This window comes from Pseudomonas sp. MYb118, from assembly GCF_040947875.1.
GTDB lineage: Bacteria > Pseudomonadota > Gammaproteobacteria > Pseudomonadales > Pseudomonadaceae > Aquipseudomonas.
Genome location: NZ_JBFRXN010000001.1, coordinates 1,095,181 through 1,114,272 on the forward strand (window position 1 = coordinate 1,095,181; position 19,092 = coordinate 1,114,272).

Consider the following 19,092-nt stretch of genomic DNA (forward strand, 5'->3'; position numbering starts at 1 on the left):
CCGCTGTGCTAATCATTAATTTGCTTGCCAGCTCTTCTAGAATTAGCATCAGTCCACCCCTGCTGGTAAGACTACTGGCTCGGGAACGGATTTAGCGTAGGCTGACTGAATAACATGCATTCTTTTTGTCTCGCCATCATTAGTTGCATAATACTGCTGAGCTGCAAGCTTTACTTTGGTCGGTTCAAATTTACCCGCAAACTCCACCATGACTACATCGAGAGTAATGTAATAGTACTCGACATGCCCTCGCTTTGAGCTGTCAATCAGATTAAACTTTCCAAGAAGAAAAAGAAGTCTTTTGATCTTGTCTCTTGAAAGATTGATATCAATGGCCTGAAGATAGGTTTCGATTTCCATTAGCTTTAAAGCCCTGAAAACTTTTACTACTTCATAGATTACAAAGGCGATATGTCCTTCATTCTTAATATTGAATGCCTCTGAGCCATCTCGGTTAGATATCGCGCCTAAAATATCCTCCCTCATTTCTTCTAGTGACGTGGAAAGGCTTCCCACAAGATCATCGTTATCCCATGGGTATGAGCAAACGCTACTTTCCTTTACGCTTTGTAGATATCTTAACGGTCCGAGCCTTATGAACGAGCTTTCTTCATAATGATCTTGTCTTACAAAAACCAGTATTTTATTTTTTAGTGCTTTATTTTTTACGAACAGACCAAGCTCAGCTAGCGCGCCTGGACTCTCGAGAATTATAACTATCAGGGATGATATGTGCGCAATGTCACTCTCAAAAGCCAAGAGATCTTTATAAACAGAATCATGAATCCAGTCTTTAAAGTCTTCAGCAAGAGTGATGCTCTCAGCCAGATGACATTCGGCTTTATGCAGATACTAAACAAGCGCGCCTCTAACAGAAATCGGCGCAGGCGATTTAACGTCGACTTGGCCGCCGCAGAGAAAAAGAATTGGATGAGACAGGACAACTCGGGAATTTTCGAGAGAAATATACGCTAGTGACTCGAGCCTTTTATCATCGAACTTTAAAGTCACTTTAGTCAACCCTAGTCCATGGCACTTGTTTGCGTCTCCAGGAGGTTCTCTTTACCAAAGATATAGCGGCGAAGGCTCGCGTGGGCTTTGCGAGGAGTGCGAGGTACGAGTGCGACGAGTGAAGCCCACGCGAGCCTTCGTCGCAACTAATACCGTTCAATAAATTAGAGTCTGGCTATACACCGGACTAGAGCTCGAAAGCTCCTAAAGCGCGTAAAGAGGATGCCATCTTATTAGGGTGCAAGCTTTTGTCAAGCCTACTTTTCGGGTGATCTGTACGCCTCTGAATCATCCTTGGCGAGGTTCTAAACACATTTTCCAACGGGCACCCGCTATCCAGCTTGCATTCTCGCTATACGAGGATAGGTTGTCTGCACTACTCCTATGGTCAAGCGATCCAGCGAACACAGGGCGAGGGCACCAAAATGGATGCTCACCCGTGACCGCAACCGCTGCAATCAAGCGAGCCTGCTTACATCGAGTGAAATATTCGTATCCTATGCATCACCGGCATCCTCAACCTCAGGAACTGAGCTCTTGCGTCGTAGGCCGGCGGATTTTGTTGCAAGCTCATCGAGGAGCTCAGGATTGGTTTCCAAATACTGCTGGAAACGGCGCGCGGCGCGGTAGCTATTGTAGGGAGACATGATCAAGGCAGCGCCAAAAATGAACATCACCTCAACACCCGCACCTGCTAGGAAAGCACTGAAGTTCCCGCCCTTCAACATGATCGCCAGACCAGTGATACATCCGACTCCCATAAATAAAAAGCCGACCACGCATACGAACCATGCCGCCGTGGTCTCGTGCGCGGTAATACGGAGTGTTAAACGAGGCTGCTCCGGCGTGACCCACAAAAAACGGGCGATCTGGCGAATCTGCCAGTTATTCCAATGAGCAGTTCGGGCTAAGCGGATCAGGAAATCAGCTTTAGTACGATCTGCTCTGACACCACTGGCGATACGAAAGCTTTCGAGATAGATGGCATCATCGAGATACTGCGCATAAGGAGAATGAGGGCTTTCAGCGGCGCGAAGCTCTTTTAGAATTTTATATTGCCGACGCGCCAAGAGGCTGTCATACAAATGAATTAGCTTGATGGCTCTTGTTGGCAAGAAGAACAACATACCCACGAGTGCAGCAGCTGCGGCCCAACCACTGTTAAAATGCGCCATAACTTCTTGAATCACGAGCGACTCCTTAAGCTTATATATAACTCTCTATGAGCCTTAAAGCCTGAGCGGATAACTAATAAATTCACGCCTGATCTTTAATTAAAGCAATTTCAATGCCCGGTTAATTAGTCTCTAAGAAACGCTTGAGCAGGATTGTACTTACCAGTACAAATACTAAGCGGCACACCCTGGTCAGGAGTCTAAGCTTGGACTTAGCCGACTTAGAGGACGCCAAAAGCTTTTTGCGAGACTCCTCGATTTTTTCCTGGATTTCTTCGACGCCTACAACGATATCGTCGTACTTTTTGGTGGAGCGTTCAAACTCTTCTGTCAGAAGGTTGATATGGCTGACGACACTTCGGTTCAAAGAAACGATCATCCAAGTCGAGATAATCAGCCCCACCAATATTACCAGGTAATCCCACGCAGTCGTAGCTGGCTTTAGAATAGCTCCAGCCGCTACGATACCACCTGGCACTGCAAACGCTTTTGTTTGCTGTGCCATGATAGCCTCTTGCAACTTTCCCAAAAAATTAACGCAATCACTTTCGATTTCAGTCAAGATTTTATTAACGGAAAACTTACTTACATAGACTTTGTAGCGCTCATTGTACTTTTTGTAGAATTTCGAAGTGGATGCCATTATCAAGCGAATGTTGAAATCTTTCTCATCCTTCAAGAAGTCTGTAAGCGACTCGCGCATGACGTGACGACGCTCTTCGCAATGAATATCTTCATCGGCCATCACCGCCGAATGCATCGTCTGAGCGTCTTTTAAATCTTTCTCGCTCGCGTCGATGGCCAACAGTTCATCGCAGGTCATCAGGTAGGAAATTTCAAGTTTTGTGAGGAGTGATTCTTTCGAACTGAAGAAAATATACTTGTGGACTTGCTGGTCATCACCTTCGCTATGACAGAGCGTTTTGAGGGCTTCTCTAAGCAAAAAATACAGGTCTAGCAACCGGGAAACGGATTTCTGCTGAACGTCATCCATTCCGATAATAAAGACATGTTCAGGTCTTTTTTTGCGGGTACGTACTGCGTGCCACATAGCTTCGGCGCTAGGAAAGAAAGGTACGTAGCCGTTATTCCAAGCTGAGGACTCCCAAAGATAAAGATCGCTGCCAATCAGGTCCAAATTTTCGGGGGTATGACAACCGTAGGTTTTGAGAAACGCATGCACCTCTACCATATCGAGCGATTGCGCGTTTAGGATGAGCTGGTCATCATACAGCGAGATGCGTTCAAACATCTTTGGAGTCCAAAGACGGATTGTCAGCGTTAATGCTTCTCAGCTGGTTTGATACCTCAATTGGGAGCTTGACCTTCAGATATACGAAATCCTTGTCGACGCTTAGGTCTGCATCACTTTTGCCGACGGCTACGGCATCCAGCTTGAATCGGCCCGCAAATTCCCCTGATGGAAGCTTGAGATCAACATAAGCTATGCTCTTAGCGGCGACACTGGAGGGCTGGAATTCTTCGCTAACTTTGAAGCGTTCAGAGTTTTCTGAGATGAATTTGATGAGGCCGCCGTGGTGAGACGAGTTTTCTTTAAGGCATTTGTTGATGACGTGCTGAATTTCTGACAGGTGTATGCGTTCGCCTGCTTTATTTTCAATGTATTCAATGACGCGCTTATGGATTGTGCGTCGTTCTGTTGGTGTCAGGGAACTTGCATCTTCTTGGAAATACGCACCTAGCGCGTTTTTTAAATTGTCGACACACACCTTTCCGGGAATGGAGTCTGAGCAGCCCAAAGCAGCGGTGAAGAACTCGCTCTTTGAATTCCCTTTGATAAAGTAAAGGTAGGAATCACCCGTATTCTGCGGGAAGCCTTTTCTGAATTCTGTCAAATCCATGCACGCAGCTTGGCGGAAGTCCTGAAGGTTCAGGCTTTCTGTGCCCTTCGGATTTAGATTGCTGTCATTGTCAAAGTCATAGCCAGCTTTTTTACCCAGCATTACAATTAATAGGTGGTCCACTTGTCGGTGGTCTTGGTAATGTGAAAATACTACATAGCCTTCACTTAGCGAGCGACGAGCCGGGTCGTTTGCCTCATCGCACAGTTGACTCATGACACCATTAACGAAAGCTTCGAATTTCAGATCGCTGGAATATTTTGAAAAGTTAGCAGCAGCTGAGAGCATACCCGGGTCCACGTATCCGTAGATCCTCCCGCTCTTAGAAAACTTTTTACCGATAAAATTGACGAAATCAACGCATACTGGGGATTTCAGGTCCCAGTTGCTTCCCTTGTTGCTATCGTAGAACGTCAGGCCGCCAAGCGTTTTCTTGAAAAATTTTGCGGCACATGCGTTCAGCACAACAAGCGATTTCACCTCAGGTTTCGGGGCCTCTGCTTCAGGGAGCGTTTGAGGTGAAGTTGAAACGCGATCATCCATGTTAAGTTCGTCCGTAGTGGCTAGAAATGCTGAACGCTTGGCGCCAGCTGCAAACTCTAGATGATAGCATAATGGCAGCATTTCAAGTCAGTTTCACGACCTTTCACGGATAGCAGGTCAGAGCGCCCACTTTAGGGCATCCTGACAAAAAGCTTGCTGCGCGAGAGATTGGGCCTGATTCGAGGGAGGGGCTGCGCACAGGTTCCGCTTTACGTGCACCTAAAGCAGCAGACGCCGCGCTTAGCCATACAACTGGAGAAGTGGAATGACGAAGGACACCGAACACCCCCTCACTGAGCTGATCTCCATCGCAGCAAAGGCTGGAATTGGATTGCTTCCCGGAGGAGGTTTGCTTACAGCGGGCTATGAAGGATTGCAGCTGCTTAGTAAGCAAGCGGCTGCGCAGATGGAGCGCCGGTCTGAAAAACGTTACCAGGAATTCATCCAAAGCGTCTTTGCTGGGGAGGTCACTCCAGAGGTCACGGAGCACCTGACAGCTGATGATTACACCGCTTTGCTGTCAGGTTGCATGGCAGATATGGAAAATGAGAAGGCCAAGTACTATGGGCGCCTGGCTTCGGCCATTGGTCGTGGAGAGGTGCAAGGGAAGAGCAGACGTTTCCTGATCATTACGCTCAGTCAGATTTCAGATGAGCAATTGCAGATGCTCCGCAGATCCTATGTCGCGACCGGCTTTGATCTGAAACCGAGCCGAGGTAACGGTCATGTTGATCCTGTTGAGATACTGCATCTGATTCACCCGGTACAAAAGCATGAATACGATGAGCTGGTTTCAAAGTTGATGTATGTTGATAAAAAACTTACTGAACTAGCTGAGGAATTGGTTCGGGCCTGTTTTACAACTGAAGAGCTAAAACCATCCGCCATCGGCTATGTTGCCTGGTTCCCAAAGCTTGTGGATATTATCTTCGACACGAACCAATTCACTTTGGTTGAATCATTAATAGACGGTTTTTGGTTGGAAGCAATTCGCACGTCAAACCGTTCAGTAGCCGTAATTGACCGTCCTGCAATGGCGAATTTTGCTTCTCCGCGTGTAATGGTGGTGGGGTCGGAGGCTGCACCTGAATATTTGATAGAGCTCAAAGCACGCCTAAAAAATAATGATGTGTTGTTTGTATGTCTGCATGACCATGTGTTGCACATACAAACCCATTATCCAGGTAGCACCATTATTAATGCCGAAGGGTGGAGTATTCCTCAAATCACTGAAGCAGTGGTGAGTCATGTGAAAGCGACCAATGGCCTATTAGAAGTCGCGTAGCGAGGGCGTAGGCGCTGAATCGCGTGCGTTGAAAAATAGATAATGCGAGGCGTGGAGGGCATGCGATTGTTGAGGGTTTGCAGGTGGCATCCACCACTCTATCAAATATCGGCCAAGAGCAGCTCTTAATGTAACTTCTGCTTTTGGCCGGTTGCTGCCATTCGGAGGGACCGCAATCAACCAAAAGCAATCACCACCCTCTAACCGCACCAGAATCAAAACCTCAGCACACTATTACACATCTCAATAAACGCCCGCAGCTTAGGCTGATTCCTCGCCGCTTTCGAAAAATACAAAAACAACCCATCACTACTAGGCGAACAGTCAAGCAACGCAGCCTCCAGCGTACCCGCCGCCAACTCGCGCGAGGTGTGAAAAGTCGACGAGTAGATAAGCCCCACACCCTTCACCGCAAGGCTACGCATCAGCTCACCGTCATTGACCGTAATAGCCCCCGCCGGATCTATCCGCACGGTCGAGCCGTTCTCCAGGAACTCCCAACGATAAACATCGCCTTTTTCAGGCCGGCGAAAGCGAATGCATTCGTGCTGTATCAGGTCCAGGGTCGTCTGCGGTTTGCCGTGTGCCTTGAAGTACGCCGGTGAGCCGAAAACCGCCCATTGGTAGGGTTTGCACAGTCGCACGGCGATCATGTCCTGGGCGATGTAGGAGCCGATCAAGATGCCCGCGTCATAGCCTTCGGAGACGAAGTGTTCGTGGCGGTTGCTGACGGTGATTTCAACTTTCAGGTTCGGCCAGGCCTTTCGGAAGGCGGGCAACACCGGTTCGATGACGTGCGGCAGCGCCAGGCGTTCGACGATCAGGCGCAGGGTGCCGGAGGGGGCTTGGGCGGATTGGGCGGCGTCTTCGAGGCCGGTGGCGATGGCTGTCGCGGCGGGTGCAATCTTTTCCAGCAGGGCATGGCCGGCTTCGGTCAGGGACATTCTGCGCGTGGTGCGATGGAACAGTGCGATGCCCAGGCGTTGTTCCAGCCGTTGCAGGGCCTGGCTGACCGAGCCCGCGGTCTTGCCCAGGTCGAGGGCGGCTTTACTGACGCTCAAGCGATTGGCAACGGCCAGGAACTCGGGCAGTCCATCGAAACTTGGAGGGTGGTTCATGCGCGTCCCGTTGCTGTGTTGGTGTGTGTGGCAAGTCCTCAGATTACTCGATTACCTACGGGTAATTTCGCGTTATTAGGTGTTTTTACTAAATAGTGCATTCGGGCCAGGCCCGTTTTTCACTTCCAGCGGCACGGCTAGAGTTCGCCCTGTCGTTCATCACCCAAGGAAGTGACATGTCTTTTACCCAACAAATCGTCGGTGTTTGCGCTGCGCTCTTCGCATGCGTGGCGGGGCCTTCGACGGCGTTCGCTGAGCAGAGTCTGAAAAGCGCGAAGGTCCTTATCGTTGTCTCGAGCCTGGACAAGAAAACCGAGAAGCTGGTCGGGGGATTCTGGTTTCCCGAACTCACTCACCCGGTCGAAGTGTTCGACGAGGCCGGTGTCGATTTTGATCTGGCCAGCCCCAAAGGCGGCTTGGCACCTTTCGACGGTTTCGACCTGAAAGATGAAGCCAGCCGGAAGTTCTGGACCAACCCGCAGCACCGGAACAAGTTGGGGAGCACCCTCAAGCTCGCCGACGTCGACCCGTCCCGCTACGGCGCGGTGTTGCTGGTGGGCGGTCATGGTCCCATGTGGGACTTCGTCAACAACCCTGAACTGAGCGGTATCGTGCGCCGCATCTATGAGAACGATGGCGTCGTCAGCGCGGTTTGCCACGGCCCGGCCGGGTTGCTCGATGTCAAACTCGGCAACGGTCGCCAGCTGATCGAGGGGCGCCGCCTCACGGGCTTCACGGCTGAGGAGGAAATCGCCCGTCAGTACGACAGGATCGTGCCTTTCGAGCTTGAAGGTGCGCTGAAAAACGCTGGCGCGACGTTTGAAGAAGCTCCGGTTTTCGAGAGCCGGGTGGTGGTCGATGGGCGACTGATCACCGGCCAGAACCCGGCGTCGGCAACCGCGCTGGGCGAGGCGGTGGTCAAGGCGCTGCGAGCCACAGTCGAATGAGGGTTGTGCAGATGCGACGAGTGAAGCGTCTGCTGGCGGCCGTGGCGGTGGGCTCCTTCGCCATACTTGGCGTGGCAGGCAGTTCCCGTGCCGCAGAGTTGCACGTGTTGGCCTCGACGGCGCTCAAGCCGCTATTGGAAAAGGTGGCGCCCGGGTTTGAAGCGGTGAGCGGCGAGCGGTTGGTGTTTTCCTGGGGCGCCTCTTACGGCAATGCGCCGGATGCGCTGCCTGTGCGCCTCAGGAACGGCGAGAGGGCGGATCTTGTCGTGATGATCCGCGAGGCTCTGGATGCGCAGGTCGAGCAGGGTCACGTACGACCCGAGACCCTTCGAGACCTGGCGACGTCGAAGCTGGGGCTGGCGGTGCAGGGCGGTGCTGCCAAACCGGATATCGCTACGACCGAAGGCCTGCGGCGTACGTTGCTGGCGGCAAAGTCCGTGGCGATTTCCAGCGGGGTCAGTGGGGTTTATGCGGCCAACTCGCTATTTCCGGCACTGGGCATCGCTGAGCCATTGCGCGAGAAGACGGTGCTGATCGAGGCGCCGGCACTGGTTGGCCAGGCATTGCGTAACGGTCAGGCGCAGGTTGGTTTGCAGCAGATGAGCGAGTTGTTGGCGGTCCCTGGCATCGAGATCGTCGGGCCACTGCCGGATGAGGTGCAGCGGGTGAATGTCATCGCTGCGGCCGTGGCCACTCATGCTCAGCGAGGCGAGGGCGCTGAGGCTTTGATTCGGTTGCTGCAAAGTCCGCAAACCGCGCAGGGGTTGGCGGCGTTCGGGTTCAGTCCGATGGGGGCGTCGGTGGTATCGGATAGAGCACCGTCGACGTTTTAGAGGTTGACTCATGCCTTGTAGTGGCGACCGAGAAAGTCATCAAGCAGTGCGTTCACTTCGTTTGGTCGCTCGTTTTGAATCCAGTGACCGCAGTTCTCCAGCACATGATGTTCCAATCGCGGAACCACCTGGTTCATTCGCTTGATCGTATGGCTTTCCAGCTTGCCGACCAGATCGTTATCGCCAAGCAGGAAAAGTGTCGGCGGGACGATGGACTGGCCAGCCAGCGCTTCTGTGCGCTGCCAGGTGCGACCGAAGTTCCTGTACCAGTTCAACGGGCCACGAAAACCTCGGGACAGGGTGCGCCGGTAGACACTGAACTCCTTCTCCGTGCACCAGGAGGGAAGGCCCTGCGGCTCTGGCATTCCATCGAAAAGGCGAGCATCGGCCGGCTTGTCTTGCAGGAACATCTCTCCCGTACCGCCGAGCAGTAGCTGAAGACTGCGGGTAATGTCTGCGTCCAACTCCGCTTCTGCAACGCCCACGTCCTGGAAATAGACGATGTAGTTGAAGCGGTCTGCATTGGCTTCACGCATGATGTCGATGGCAGGTCGTTTAGGGCGCCCTCCGAAAGGGACCGACATGGTGACGAGCGCCTTGACCCGTTGCGGCTCCAGTAACGTCAGGTACCAAGCCAGTCCCGCCCCCCAGTCGTGACTGATCACACCTGCCTCGGTGTGACCGAGGGCGTCCATTGCCGCCTGGATGTCACCGCACAAGGTAATCAGGTCATAGGCTTCAGGTTCGCTTGGGGCACTGCTCTGGCCGTAGCCACGCATTTCAGGCACAAGCACACGATAACCATGACGAGCCAACGGCTCGATCTGGTGCCGCCATGAATACCAGCACTCGGGAAAGCCATGCAGCAGCCAGAGCGGTCGGCCGTCAGCAGGGCCAGCGCTGTAAATGCTGAGGTTAATGCCGTTAACAGCAAGCACTTGGTGGTCGACAGCCATCTCTGCGTCATGCCCAGTGCCGTCATCGCTGATCAAGTCGGTCTTGCCTGGTTGTGTCATGGTCACCTCGTAGTGCCCAGCCATTCACGCCAGATTAGTAGATGATGGCGGTCACGAGAGCCGAGCGTACAGGCCAGCGCAGTTTCCATCACCACCCATTCACTGCAAATTCCTCCTTCAACCCCCTCAACCTCCCCAACGCAACCTCCGAAAACGGCCTCACCCTGCGCGTCCCAAGATCCACATGCAGCGCCGTCTGCACCATGCTCGCGCTCAAGTAATTCAGTTCATCATGATAAAGATCCACCCGGGTCACCAGGCGCTTGTCGTCGAAACTCACCGGCGTCAGCTCCACCCGCAACGGGTCGCCGGCGCGGACTTCCTTGATGTACTTGACGTTGGCTTCCACGGTGAACAATCCGCAGTTGTGTTCCCGTGTGTAACCTTCGCCCAGGCCAAAGCGGTCGAGGATGCGGTGGCCCAGTTCGTCGAGCAGTTGCACGTAGTACGCCATGTTCATGTGGCCGTAGAGGTCGATCCACTGGTCTTTGACGACGGCCAGTTCATGGGGTTTGGTGGTTGTCGGTGGGGTGTTCAACGTCGGGTCTCCATTGCTTGCAACATGGGCTTCAATGCGGTGCCATCTCGCTGGGCGAGCGCTCTACTGGTGCGTTTTTGTCGCCTTTTTCCAATTCGCCGGGGAATACCGAGTGCAGCCAGTTGCGCAGTCGGACGATGGCCGGGTCGTTCCATTTTCGGGTGGGGGCGATGAAGTAATAGCCGCCCAGGCGGATGGTCATCGGCAGTACTTCGACCAGCTCGCCGGCGGCGATTTTTTCGTCGGCCAGCAGCTCGCTGACCAGGGCGATGCCCTGGCCCATGCAGGCTGCTTCGAGGGTCAGGTGTCCGTGCCACAGGCGCGGGCCGCGCAGCCTGGGTAGATCGGTGACACCGGCGATGCTCAGCCACTGCGACCAGCGCTGGGTATTGCGTTCGTGGATCAGCGGCAGGCCGATCAGATCTTCGGCAGACAGCACCTCGGGGTAGCGATTGCAGAAGGCGGGGCTGGCCACCGCGCGGATCAGCGGGCGGGCGAACAGTTCGGCGCACAGTTCATCGCCCAGGTTGAGTTCTTCGAGGTAGACGATCTCGGCATCGGCCTCGTTGCGGTTGAAGTCGGGGCGAGTGCTGGTGGGTTCCAGGGTCAGTTCGCGGCCGTTCAGGGCCTCTTCCAGTTCGCCCAGGCGCCCCAGCAGGCGCCGCGACGCCAGGCCCGCCATGCAGCAGACGTGCAGGGCGTCTTCGCCCTGGCGCAGGTCACTGCTGGCGTCGGCAATGATGTCCAGCGCCCGGCGCAGTTGCGCGGCGTAGCGCTGGCCTTCGCGCGTCATCTCCAGCCCGCGCCCGGATTTCCTCACCAATTTGGTGCCTACGGCGCTCTCCAGGTTCTGGATGTGGCGCGAGATCACCGTGTGCGACACCGCCAGTTCCTCGGCACATTGACGCACGCTGCCCCAGCGGCTGAACCCTTCGAAAGCGCGCACGGCGAGCAGCGGGGGAAGGCGTCGATTCATGGTTGTTTCCTGGGTACTCGGATCCTTTGGCTACAGCAAGGCCCATGCCAGGTATCGGTGCATTCAATGCACCAATGACGCCTGTTCTAACTGCTTGTTGGAGGGCGTTCGGATAACGGAACTTGATGCCACGGTTTTCGAACTCAGGAGCACACGTTGAATATTTCCGGACGCGCCGCCATCGTCGGCGCCTATGAATCACCGCGAAGAGACGCCCAGGGCGTGCATCCATTCGCCATTCAGGTGGAGTGCATTCATGCCGCGCTGAGCCAGGCCGGTCTGACTTTGAAGGACGTCGACGGCCTGTGCGTCGCATCCGGCGACTGGGCCGAAGGCGGTGGCGTCAACAGCGTGACCGAGATGGCCGAGTACCTGGGCATCGAGCCGCGCTGGTTCGACAGCACCGATGTGGGCGGTTGCTCGTACCTGGTTCACGCCGCTCATGCGGCCACTGCCATCGCCGCCGGGTTGGTGGATGTGGTGGTGATCAGTTACGCCGCGTCGCCGCGTTGGTGGCCGCTGGACACGCCGTCCTTCGACCCCTTCGTGCTGCCCGCCGGGCCCGGACAATTCGAGCTGCCGTTTGCGCCGACGCTGATTTCCACCTACGCCCTGTACGCCCAGCGCCACATGCACCTGTATGGCACAACCCCCGAACAACTGGCCGAGGTGGCCGTGACCTTCCGCCAGCACGCGGCTGGCAACCCGGACGCGTTTCTTGGCAGCAAGCCGATCAGCGTCGATGACGTGCTGAGTTCGTCAATGATCGCCTCGCCCCTGCATCGCCTGGATTGCTGCGTGGTCACCGATGGCGGTGGCGCGATTGTCATGACCAGCCGCGAGCGGGCGCAGGATTGCCGGCAGAAACCGGTGTACCTCGCGGGCTTCGGCATGGCCACCCAGCGTACGCAGATCAGCCAGATGTCCCGTGAATTGATCACGCCGGCGGCGCGCACCGGGCCGCGGGCTTTCGAGATGGCGGGGCTGACGCAGGCGGACGTGGACGTCGCGCAACTCTACGACGCCTTCACTATCACGCCGCTGCTGGCGCTGGAAGACCTGGGCTTTTGCCCGCGGGGCGAGAGCGGTCGTTTTGTCGCCGATGGCCACCTGAAAATCGGCGGGTCGTTGCCGTGCAATACCGATGGCGGCGGGCTGGCGTCGAATCACCCCGGCAAGCGTGGGCTGCTCGCCCTGATCGAGGGGGTGCGCCAGTTGCGCAACGAAGGGCCGGGCGTGCAGGTCGAGGGCGCCGAAGTGGCCCTCGTGCATGGCCTGGGCGGCACGTTCTGCGCCGCCGCCACCCTGATACTGACCGTTTGAGGACTTGTGCATGGCCACTTTCAGTTCCGTGACGCGCGACAACCTCTCCGCCACCTGGTGGGACGCCAACCAGCAACAACGCCTGCTGATCCAGCGCAACCCGGTTTCCGGCGCCTGGCAGTGGTACCCCAGGGCCCATTGCGTCGACGACCTCGACGTTGCCCCAGAATGGGTGCAGGTGTCCGGGCGCGGTACGGTGTTCAGCTACACGGTGATTCATCGCGGGCACACGCGCCTGGATGCACCTTACGTCTGCGCCGTGATCGAGCTCGAAGAGGGGCCGCTGATGTTGTCGCAACTGCGCGATGTGGCCGTCGAGGACATTTCGATCGGCATGCCGGTAATGGTTGCGTTCGCCGCCCTGGATTCTTCCACCTCATTGCCTGTGTTCCAGGCTCGGAGCCACTCATGAGTGCAACGCTGTATTTCGACGACCTGGCGGCTGACCAGTCGATCACGTCTTCACGCATTACCCTGACGGAAACCCATATCGTGTTGTTCGCAGGGCTGACCGGGGATTTCAACCCGCTGCACATGGATGAACAGACCGCGCAACAGAACCTGTTCGGGCGGCGCATCGCCCACGGCATGCTGGCGCACTCGATGAGCACCGGCCTGCGTTCGAGCATTGATGACTGGGCGATCCTGGCCTTCATGGAGACCCGCCGCCGTTTCGCGGGGCCGGTGTTCGCCGGCGACACCCTGCATTACGTGGCCCAGGTGCAGGAGCTGCGGCGCAGCCAGTCCAATCCGGCCCGGGGCATTGCCAGGGTGTCGATGCGCCTGCTCAATCAGAACGATGAGCTGGTGCAGGAAGGCGAAGATGTCTTCGCTGTGGCGTGCCGGGGAGGGCAGTCATCATGACCGGGCGTTTGCAGGGCCATGTGGCGTTGGTCACGGGCGGTGCCGGTGGCATTGGTTCGGCTATCTGCCAGCGTCTGGCCGAAGACGGCGCAAAAGTGGTGATCGCCGATCTGGGGCCGGGTGCGCAGACCCTGGCCCAAGCCTTGGTTGCGCAGGGGCACCAGGCCTGCGCGGTCAGCCTCGACGTCTCCAGCCGCGCCAGTTGGCAGGCCGCTGTGGCGGAGCTGCCGCAAGGCTTCGAAGCGCTGGACATCGTGGTCAACGTGGCCGGGATCGTTCGCGATCGTTCACTGGTCAAGATGAGTGACGAAGAGTGGCAGTCGGTCATCGATGTCAACCTCAAGGGCTCCTGGCTGGGTTGCCAGTTTGGCCTGGCAGCCATGAACGGGAAGGGCTGGGGGCGAATTATCAATATCGCTTCCACGGCGATTTTCGGTACGTTCGGTCAAGCAAACTATTCGAGTGCCAAGGCCGGGGTGGTGGGCTTGACCCACACCGTGGCGCTCGAGGCGGCGCGTCATGGTGTACTGGTCAACGCCATTGCACCGGGCATTGTTGAAACACCGATTCTGGCCAGCGTGCCGGAGGGGATAAAGGAGAAATGGATTTCCAGAATGCCCTTGGGGCGACCGGCACAACCTTCGGAAATTGCTGCAGTCGTGGCTTTCCTGGCGTCCAACGATGCCAGTTACATGACCGGGCAAGTGCTGATCGTCGATGGCGGGGCGACCACGGGCGACTACTGATCCTGCCGATTCCACATAACCATTAAAAATATCGCAGTCACTGAACGCGAAGGAGTCTCAAGATGGTCGAATTTACACGGCGCAAATTTTTGCAGGCCAGCGGTATCGCCGGCGTGGGCTTGATGGCGGGAGGCTTGATCCGGCCTTCATTTGCCGCCGACTCATCGCTGTATGAAGCCGCCCGCAAAGAAGGGGCGCTCAACCTGTACTGGGGCTCGTACGAGCAGAAGACCATCGAAGCCATTCGCGACGCCTTCATCAAGCGTTATCCGGGCATCAAGGTCAACCTGCTGCGCCAGGCCTCGCAGACCATCTACACGCGCTTGCGCCTGGAGTTGCAGAACAACGCGCCCAACTGCGACTCGCTGGGCAGCACCAACATCCTGCATTACCTGGAACTGAAGAAAATCGGCGCGCTGTTGCCCTACAAACCGGCCGGCACCGAGTTCCTGCCGAGCGAATTCCAGGGCCTGGACAAGGACGACATGTACCAGGTCGGCGCCATCAGCCTGACGTGCCTGAACTTCCAGTCGGACAAGGTCACCTCGGCCCCGGCCACCTGGGAGGCGGCACTCGACGGCCAGTGGGCCAACAAGCTGACCGTGGGCAGCCCGGCGTTTTCCGGTGACGTGGCCTCCTGGCTGGTGGCGATGCGCAAGAAATACGGCGACAACTACCTCAAGGAGCTGAGCAAGCTCAACCCGAAGGTCGGCCAGTCGAACGTCGATACCGTCACCGACATTCTCTCCGGCGAACGTCTGGTGGGCCTGGGTGCGCCGTTCAGTTTCTCGCTGACGCAAAGGGCGGCGGGCAACCCCATCAATGTGCAGCCACCAACTGACGGCACCATTCTCAACCTGGGGCTCAACGCCATTCCGCTCAAGGCGCCCCACCCGAATGCGGCCAAGCTGTTCTCCGATTTCCTCTACGACCTGGAGGTCTCGCAGATCCTGGCCGCCAACTTCTGGCCGACCCTGCGCACCGATGTGCCCTGGGCCGAAGGCCGCAGCCTGGATCAGATCCAGTGGTACCGCAACCCACCGGAAGACCTGGCGGCAGAAGTGGCCGAGGGTATCGCCAAATGGAAAGAAATCATTGGTTGAACCCATGCAGGCTTCGGCCTGCAGATTGACCGTCGTCAGATTCAGGAGTGACCCTTCATGGGCGTTTTTGCAATAGATTCATCGCCGGCCGCCTCCAGGGCCGGCATCCGGCGACACCGACCCTGGGTGCGCTGGACCGTGGTCTCGCTGGTGCTGTTGTGCCTGTTTGCGCTGGTCGCGCAACCGGTGGGCTGGATTGTCTACAACAGCCTGCACGATGACGCGACACAGCAGTGGACGCTGAACAACTACGCACGGCTGGTGACCGCCAAGGGCATGCTGGCGCCGCTGGGCAACTCGATCATCCTGGCGTTTTCCACGGCGCTGTTCTCGACCCTGCTCGGTGTGCCGCTGGCCTGGCTGGTGGCTCGCACCAACATGCCGGGGCGCGGGCTGATCCGCATGTTGACCCTCGGCGCGTTCGTCACGCCGTCGTTCATCGGTGCGCTGGGCTGGATCCTGTTGGCCGCACCGAATGCCGGTTGGCTCAACTCGCTGTATCGCTACCTGTTCGACAGCACGCAACCGCTGCTGAACATCTACTCGATGGGGGGCGCGATCTTCGTCTGTGCGATCTACACCGTGCCGTACACCTTCACCATCGTCGCCAGTGCCCTGGATGACATGGCGGTGGAACTCGAGGATGCGGCGACGACCCTCGGTGCCGGGGTGCTGCGTACGATGTTCAGCGTGACCATCCCGATGGTCATGCCAGCAGTGATCGTCGGTTTCATCCTGTCGTTCATCCAGGGCATGACGTTGTTCGGGGTGCCGGCCTTCCTGCTGACGCCTTCGGGCACGGCGGTGGTGACCACCAAACTGGCCGAGTTCTATCAGTTGTTCCCGCCTGAGCTGTACATGGCGGCGGCCTACTGCATGCCGTTGTTGCTGTTGACCGGCGGCTTGTTCTGGGTGCGCCGGAAGATCCTGGGGCGCAAACGCTTCGTCATGATCGGCGGCAAGAGCCGCGCAGGCCGGCGCATCGACCTCAAGGGCTGGCGCTGGGGCGGGCTGGCGTTCGCCTTGATCGTGCCGGTGACGGCGGTGCTGCTGCCGTACTTCGCGCTGATTGTGGTGTCGCTGTCCAAGGCCTGGGGCCAGGGGCCGTCGCTCGCCAACCTGACCTTCCACTGGTACCGCTGGGCGATCCTGGAAAACGGCGAAACCCAGGCGGCGATCCTCAACTCGTTGTCCTATGCCGCGGGCGCGGCGACGATCTGTGTGCTGCTCGGTGCGGTGATCGCCTACATCGTCGAGCGTCGGCTGGTGGCGGGCACGACCCTGATCGCCGGCCTGACCAACCTGCCGATCATCATTCCGGGGATCGTGTTGTCGGTGGGCTTCTTCGCCGCCTACACGCAGCCGCCGCTGAGCCTGTATGGCACCTCGGCGATCATCGTCGCAGCGTTCGTCGCCACGTTCCTGCCGATTGCCTATTCCCATGGCGGGGCGATCCTCAAAGGCATCAGCCCTGACCTTGAGCGGGTGGCGCGGATCCTGGGGGCGAGCGAGGCGAAAACCTTCACCAGCATCACCGCACCGCTGATGCGCTCGGGGCTGATCTCCGGCTGGCTGCTGGTGTTCATTCCGGTGATGCGCGAACTGTCGGTGGCGGTGTTCCTGATCACCCCGAGCACCAACGTCATGACCACGCTGATTTACAATTACAAGGACGGCGGCAACTACGAAGCGGTGGCTGCGGCCAGCGTGTTGCTGCTGGTGGTGACCATGCTGGTGGTGGCGCTCGCGCAACTGCTGAACGTCAAGCTGGCCAAACACAAACGCGCAAGTACTGGGCTCACCAGTACCCAACCAGGAGCTGCCCAATGAGCCAGATCCACATTCGCAACCTGCAAAAAAGCTTCGGCCAGTTCCAGGCGCTCAAGGGCATCGACCTGACGGTCGAGGACGGCACGCTGCTGGCCTTGCTCGGCCCTTCCGGTTGCGGCAAGTCGACCACCCTGCAACTGCTGGCCGGTTTCGAAACCCCCAGCGGTGGCGAGATCCGCGTCAACGACCGGGTGATCTCCAGTCCCCAGGGCGTGGTGCCCCCCGAGCGCCGGGACATTTCCCTGGTGTTCCAGAACTACGCGGTGTGGCCGCACAAGACCGTGGCCGAGAACGTTGCCTTCGGTTTGCAGATCCGCAAGGTGCCGCGCGCGGAGCTGGAGCAGAAGCTGAAGAAAGCCCTGAAGACCGTGCACCTCGATCACCTGGCCGACCGCTATCCGTCCGAATTGTCCGGCGGCCAGCAGCAACGTGTAGCCCTGGCGCGGGCGCTGATCGTCGAGCCGAGCATCCTCTTGCTCGACGAGCCGCTGTCCAACCTCGATGCGCACCTGCGGGAAGAAATGCGCTTCGAAATCCGCCGCGTGCACGACCTGCTCGGCTTGACCACGGTGTACGTGACCCACGACCAGGGCGAGGCGCTGGTCACGGCCAACCAGGTGGCGGTCATGAACGGCGGCAGCGTCCAGCAACTGGGCTCGCCCCGGGAGATCTTCGAGCGACCGGCGAACGCTTTTGTGGCCGCCTTCATCGGCAGCAACAACGTGATTCCCGCACGCATGACGCCCGGTGGAACCGCGCAGTTCGGCGAACAAGCGTTGAAGGGCGTCGATCGCAGCGGGGTCAAACCTGGCGACGAGGTCACCCTGTGCATCCGTCCTTCGAAAGTCCGGGTGGTCGGGCCGGGGCAGGGCGCGGACAACGTCTTGCCTGGCACGGTGTTGCGCACGGCGTATCTGGGTGAGTACTGCGACGTGCTGGTGGACATCGGCAACGGCGCCACGGTGCGGGCGTTCACCCCGCCGCATATCGACTATCAGGTGGGGCAGGTGGTGTTGTTGCAACTGCCGCAAGACGACTGCCACCTGCTGCAACCGGGCAGCCGCGTCACCAGTTGAAGGCGCCGCCACATTCAAATGTCAGGTACAAGAACAAGGTGCAGTGATGAAAGTGAGTGAAACCACAGAGATCGTTCGACAACGCCGGGGCTGCGTCGAATGGGTGATTTTCAATCGGCCCGATGCGCTCAACGCGATGTCGCCGGCCATGGAAGAAACCCTGACCGGGATCTTTCTCGACCTGGCCCGGGACGACTCGGTCAAGGCGCTGGTGCTGACCGGGGCGACCGGCAAGCGGCCTTCGTTCATGGCGGGCGCCGATTTCGGTGCGTTGGAAGATGCCAAAACCGAGGCCGAGTTTCTCGAGCTCGAAGGCCACAGCGAAACCCTGATCGCCGCCCTCGAAGCGCTGAAGTTTCCCACGCTGGCGGCGATTGCCGGGCCTTGTGTCGGCGGCGGCGCCTTGATCGCCGCGGCCTGCGACGTGCGCCTGATCAGTCCTTCGGCGCGCTTCGGTTTCCCCATCGCCCGAACGGTCGGCAACTGTCTGAGCGCGTTGAATTATCAGCGCCTGATCGACCTGTTCGGCCCGGCGATGACCAAGGAAATGGTGTTCAGCGCACGGCTGGTGGATGCGCCCGGCTTGATGGCCAGCGGTGCCTTTCGCGAGCTGGTCGAGGAGGATCAGTTGGAGGCCGCCGCCGAGCGGGTTTCCGAACAATTGACGCAATTGGCGCCGCTGACGTTGTGGGCGACCAAGACGGTGCTGCGGCGTCTGCGCGATGCGCAGGTGGCCAATGTCCAGGATGAAGACGTGCTGCTGGGCTGCTACCAGTCCGGGGATTTCCGCGAAGGCGTTTCGGCCTTTCAGCAAAAGCGTGCGCCTGCCTGGCAAGGGCGCTAACG

At 57.7% G+C, this 19,092-nt stretch carries 19 protein-coding genes; 11 read left to right on the top strand and 8 right to left on the bottom strand.

Annotated elements, in window-relative coordinates:
* Positions 1-48 precede the first annotated feature (48 nt).
* The 4 genes from ABVN20_RS05140 to ABVN20_RS05155 form a co-directional block, all read right to left on the bottom strand.
* Complete coding sequence (locus ABVN20_RS05140) at positions 49-849, bottom strand: retron St85 family effector protein (protein ID WP_368554569.1); 801 nt, start codon at positions 847-849, stop codon at positions 49-51.
* 659 nt (positions 850-1,508) lie between these two features.
* Positions 1,509-2,201 carry a hypothetical protein gene (locus ABVN20_RS05145; protein WP_368554413.1) on the bottom strand — a complete coding sequence of 231 codons (693 nt, stop codon included), beginning with the start codon at positions 2,199-2,201 and terminating at the stop codon, positions 1,509-1,511.
* A gap of 106 nt (positions 2,202-2,307) precedes the next feature.
* Complete coding sequence (locus ABVN20_RS05150; protein ID WP_368554414.1) at positions 2,308-3,438, bottom strand: hypothetical protein; 1,131 nt, start codon at positions 3,436-3,438, stop codon at positions 2,308-2,310.
* Positions 3,431-4,591 (bottom strand): nucleoid-associated protein, encoded by a 1,161-nt coding sequence (locus tag ABVN20_RS05155; protein ID WP_368554415.1) that lies wholly within the window; start codon positions 4,589-4,591, stop codon positions 3,431-3,433. Before ABVN20_RS05155 ends, ABVN20_RS05150 begins: the two co-directional genes overlap by 8 nt.
* Before the next feature lie 265 nt (positions 4,592-4,856).
* Here ABVN20_RS05155 and ABVN20_RS05160 point away from each other — a divergent pair, with 265 nt between their 5' ends.
* Positions 4,857-5,876, top strand: coding sequence for a hypothetical protein (locus ABVN20_RS05160; protein WP_368554416.1), 1,020 nt, complete (start codon positions 4,857-4,859; stop codon positions 5,874-5,876).
* Positions 5,877-6,091: 215 nt separating this feature from the next.
* Here ABVN20_RS05160 and ABVN20_RS05165 read toward each other — a convergent pair whose 3' ends face one another.
* Positions 6,092-6,994: a LysR family transcriptional regulator gene (locus ABVN20_RS05165; RefSeq protein ID WP_368554417.1), complete on the bottom strand. Its 903-nt coding sequence runs from the start codon at positions 6,992-6,994 to the stop codon at positions 6,092-6,094.
* Between the two features lie 176 nt (positions 6,995-7,170).
* On the opposite strand from ABVN20_RS05165, the gene ABVN20_RS05170 reads away from it, so the two are divergent.
* A complete protein-coding gene (locus tag ABVN20_RS05170; RefSeq protein ID WP_368554418.1) occupies positions 7,171-7,941 on the top strand; it encodes a type 1 glutamine amidotransferase domain-containing protein in 771 nt (256 codons plus the stop codon).
* Between the two features lie 20 nt (positions 7,942-7,961).
* Positions 7,962-8,774 carry a molybdate ABC transporter substrate-binding protein gene (locus ABVN20_RS05175; RefSeq protein ID WP_368554419.1) on the top strand — a complete coding sequence of 271 codons (813 nt, stop codon included), beginning with the start codon at positions 7,962-7,964 and terminating at the stop codon, positions 8,772-8,774.
* 8 nt (positions 8,775-8,782) lie between these two features.
* Here the strand turns inward: ABVN20_RS05175 and ABVN20_RS05180 are convergent, their stop codons facing one another.
* The 3 genes from ABVN20_RS05180 to ABVN20_RS05190 all read right to left on the bottom strand — a co-directional run bounded on the left by ABVN20_RS05180 (position 8,783) and on the right by ABVN20_RS05190 (position 11,304).
* Positions 8,783-9,730: an alpha/beta fold hydrolase gene (locus ABVN20_RS05180; protein ID WP_368554570.1), complete on the bottom strand. Its 948-nt coding sequence runs from the start codon at positions 9,728-9,730 to the stop codon at positions 8,783-8,785.
* Between the two features lie 148 nt (positions 9,731-9,878).
* Positions 9,879-10,328 (bottom strand): thioesterase family protein, encoded by a 450-nt coding sequence (locus ABVN20_RS05185; protein WP_368554420.1) that lies wholly within the window; start codon positions 10,326-10,328, stop codon positions 9,879-9,881.
* Between the two features lie 31 nt (positions 10,329-10,359).
* A complete protein-coding gene (locus ABVN20_RS05190) occupies positions 10,360-11,304 on the bottom strand; it encodes a LysR substrate-binding domain-containing protein (protein WP_368554421.1) in 945 nt (314 codons plus the stop codon).
* Between the two features lie 156 nt (positions 11,305-11,460).
* Here ABVN20_RS05190 and ABVN20_RS05195 point away from each other — a divergent pair, with 156 nt between their 5' ends.
* The 8 genes from ABVN20_RS05195 to ABVN20_RS05230 all read left to right on the top strand — a co-directional run bounded on the left by ABVN20_RS05195 (position 11,461) and on the right by ABVN20_RS05230 (position 19,090).
* Positions 11,461-12,627: an acetyl-CoA acetyltransferase gene (locus tag ABVN20_RS05195; protein WP_368554422.1), complete on the top strand. Its 1,167-nt coding sequence runs from the start codon at positions 11,461-11,463 to the stop codon at positions 12,625-12,627.
* Between the two features lie 10 nt (positions 12,628-12,637).
* On the top strand, positions 12,638-13,039 hold the full coding sequence (locus ABVN20_RS05200; RefSeq protein ID WP_368554423.1) for a Zn-ribbon domain-containing OB-fold protein: 402 nt from the start codon (positions 12,638-12,640) through the stop codon (positions 13,037-13,039).
* Positions 13,036-13,491, top strand: a complete 456-nt coding sequence (locus ABVN20_RS05205; RefSeq protein ID WP_368554424.1) for a MaoC family dehydratase — start codon at positions 13,036-13,038, stop codon at positions 13,489-13,491. Before ABVN20_RS05200 ends, ABVN20_RS05205 begins: the two co-directional genes overlap by 4 nt.
* A complete protein-coding gene (locus tag ABVN20_RS05210; RefSeq protein WP_368554425.1) occupies positions 13,488-14,237 on the top strand; it encodes an SDR family oxidoreductase in 750 nt (249 codons plus the stop codon). Before ABVN20_RS05205 ends, ABVN20_RS05210 begins: the two co-directional genes overlap by 4 nt.
* 62 nt (positions 14,238-14,299) lie before the next feature.
* On the top strand, positions 14,300-15,340 hold the full coding sequence (locus tag ABVN20_RS05215) for an ABC transporter substrate-binding protein (protein WP_368554426.1): 1,041 nt from the start codon (positions 14,300-14,302) through the stop codon (positions 15,338-15,340).
* A gap of 57 nt (positions 15,341-15,397) precedes the next feature.
* The gene (locus ABVN20_RS05220) at positions 15,398-17,170 is read left to right on the top strand and encodes an ABC transporter permease (RefSeq protein ID WP_368554427.1); all 1,773 of its coding nucleotides are present in this window, start codon (positions 15,398-15,400) and stop codon (positions 17,168-17,170) included.
* Positions 17,167-18,246 carry an ABC transporter ATP-binding protein gene (locus ABVN20_RS05225; RefSeq protein WP_368554428.1) on the top strand — a complete coding sequence of 360 codons (1,080 nt, stop codon included), beginning with the start codon at positions 17,167-17,169 and terminating at the stop codon, positions 18,244-18,246. The genes ABVN20_RS05220 and ABVN20_RS05225 overlap by 4 nt, the downstream gene beginning before the upstream one ends.
* Before the next feature lie 46 nt (positions 18,247-18,292).
* The gene (locus ABVN20_RS05230) at positions 18,293-19,090 is read left to right on the top strand and encodes an enoyl-CoA hydratase (protein ID WP_368554429.1); all 798 of its coding nucleotides are present in this window, start codon (positions 18,293-18,295) and stop codon (positions 19,088-19,090) included.
* The last annotated feature ends 2 nt before the right edge of the window (positions 19,091-19,092 follow it).

What these genes read in the sequence shown, in the direction of transcription:
- ABVN20_RS05150 (WP_368554414.1), bottom strand. Translation starts at nt 3,438, where the DNA reads ATGTTTGAACGCATCTCGCTGTATGATGACCAGCTCATCCTAAACGCG.
- ABVN20_RS05155 (WP_368554415.1), bottom strand. Translation starts at nt 4,591, where the DNA reads ATGGATGATCGCGTTTCAACTTCACCTCAAACGCTCCCTGAAGCAGAG.
- ABVN20_RS05160 (WP_368554416.1), top strand. Translation starts at nt 4,857, where the DNA reads ATGACGAAGGACACCGAACACCCCCTCACTGAGCTGATCTCCATCGCA.
- ABVN20_RS05165 (WP_368554417.1), bottom strand. Translation starts at nt 6,994, where the DNA reads ATGAACCACCCTCCAAGTTTCGATGGACTGCCCGAGTTCCTGGCCGTT.
- ABVN20_RS05170 (WP_368554418.1), top strand. Translation starts at nt 7,171, where the DNA reads ATGTCTTTTACCCAACAAATCGTCGGTGTTTGCGCTGCGCTCTTCGCA.
- ABVN20_RS05180 (WP_368554570.1), bottom strand. Translation starts at nt 9,730, where the DNA reads ATGGCTGTCGACCACCAAGTGCTTGCTGTTAACGGCATTAACCTCAGC.
- ABVN20_RS05190 (WP_368554421.1), bottom strand. Translation starts at nt 11,304, where the DNA reads ATGAATCGACGCCTTCCCCCGCTGCTCGCCGTGCGCGCTTTCGAAGGG.
- ABVN20_RS05200 (WP_368554423.1), top strand. Translation starts at nt 12,638, where the DNA reads ATGGCCACTTTCAGTTCCGTGACGCGCGACAACCTCTCCGCCACCTGG.
- ABVN20_RS05205 (WP_368554424.1), top strand. Translation starts at nt 13,036, where the DNA reads ATGAGTGCAACGCTGTATTTCGACGACCTGGCGGCTGACCAGTCGATC.
- ABVN20_RS05210 (WP_368554425.1), top strand. Translation starts at nt 13,488, where the DNA reads ATGACCGGGCGTTTGCAGGGCCATGTGGCGTTGGTCACGGGCGGTGCC.
- ABVN20_RS05215 (WP_368554426.1), top strand. Translation starts at nt 14,300, where the DNA reads ATGGTCGAATTTACACGGCGCAAATTTTTGCAGGCCAGCGGTATCGCC.
- ABVN20_RS05220 (WP_368554427.1), top strand. Translation starts at nt 15,398, where the DNA reads ATGGGCGTTTTTGCAATAGATTCATCGCCGGCCGCCTCCAGGGCCGGC.
- ABVN20_RS05225 (WP_368554428.1), top strand. Translation starts at nt 17,167, where the DNA reads ATGAGCCAGATCCACATTCGCAACCTGCAAAAAAGCTTCGGCCAGTTC.
- ABVN20_RS05230 (WP_368554429.1), top strand. Translation starts at nt 18,293, where the DNA reads ATGAAAGTGAGTGAAACCACAGAGATCGTTCGACAACGCCGGGGCTGC.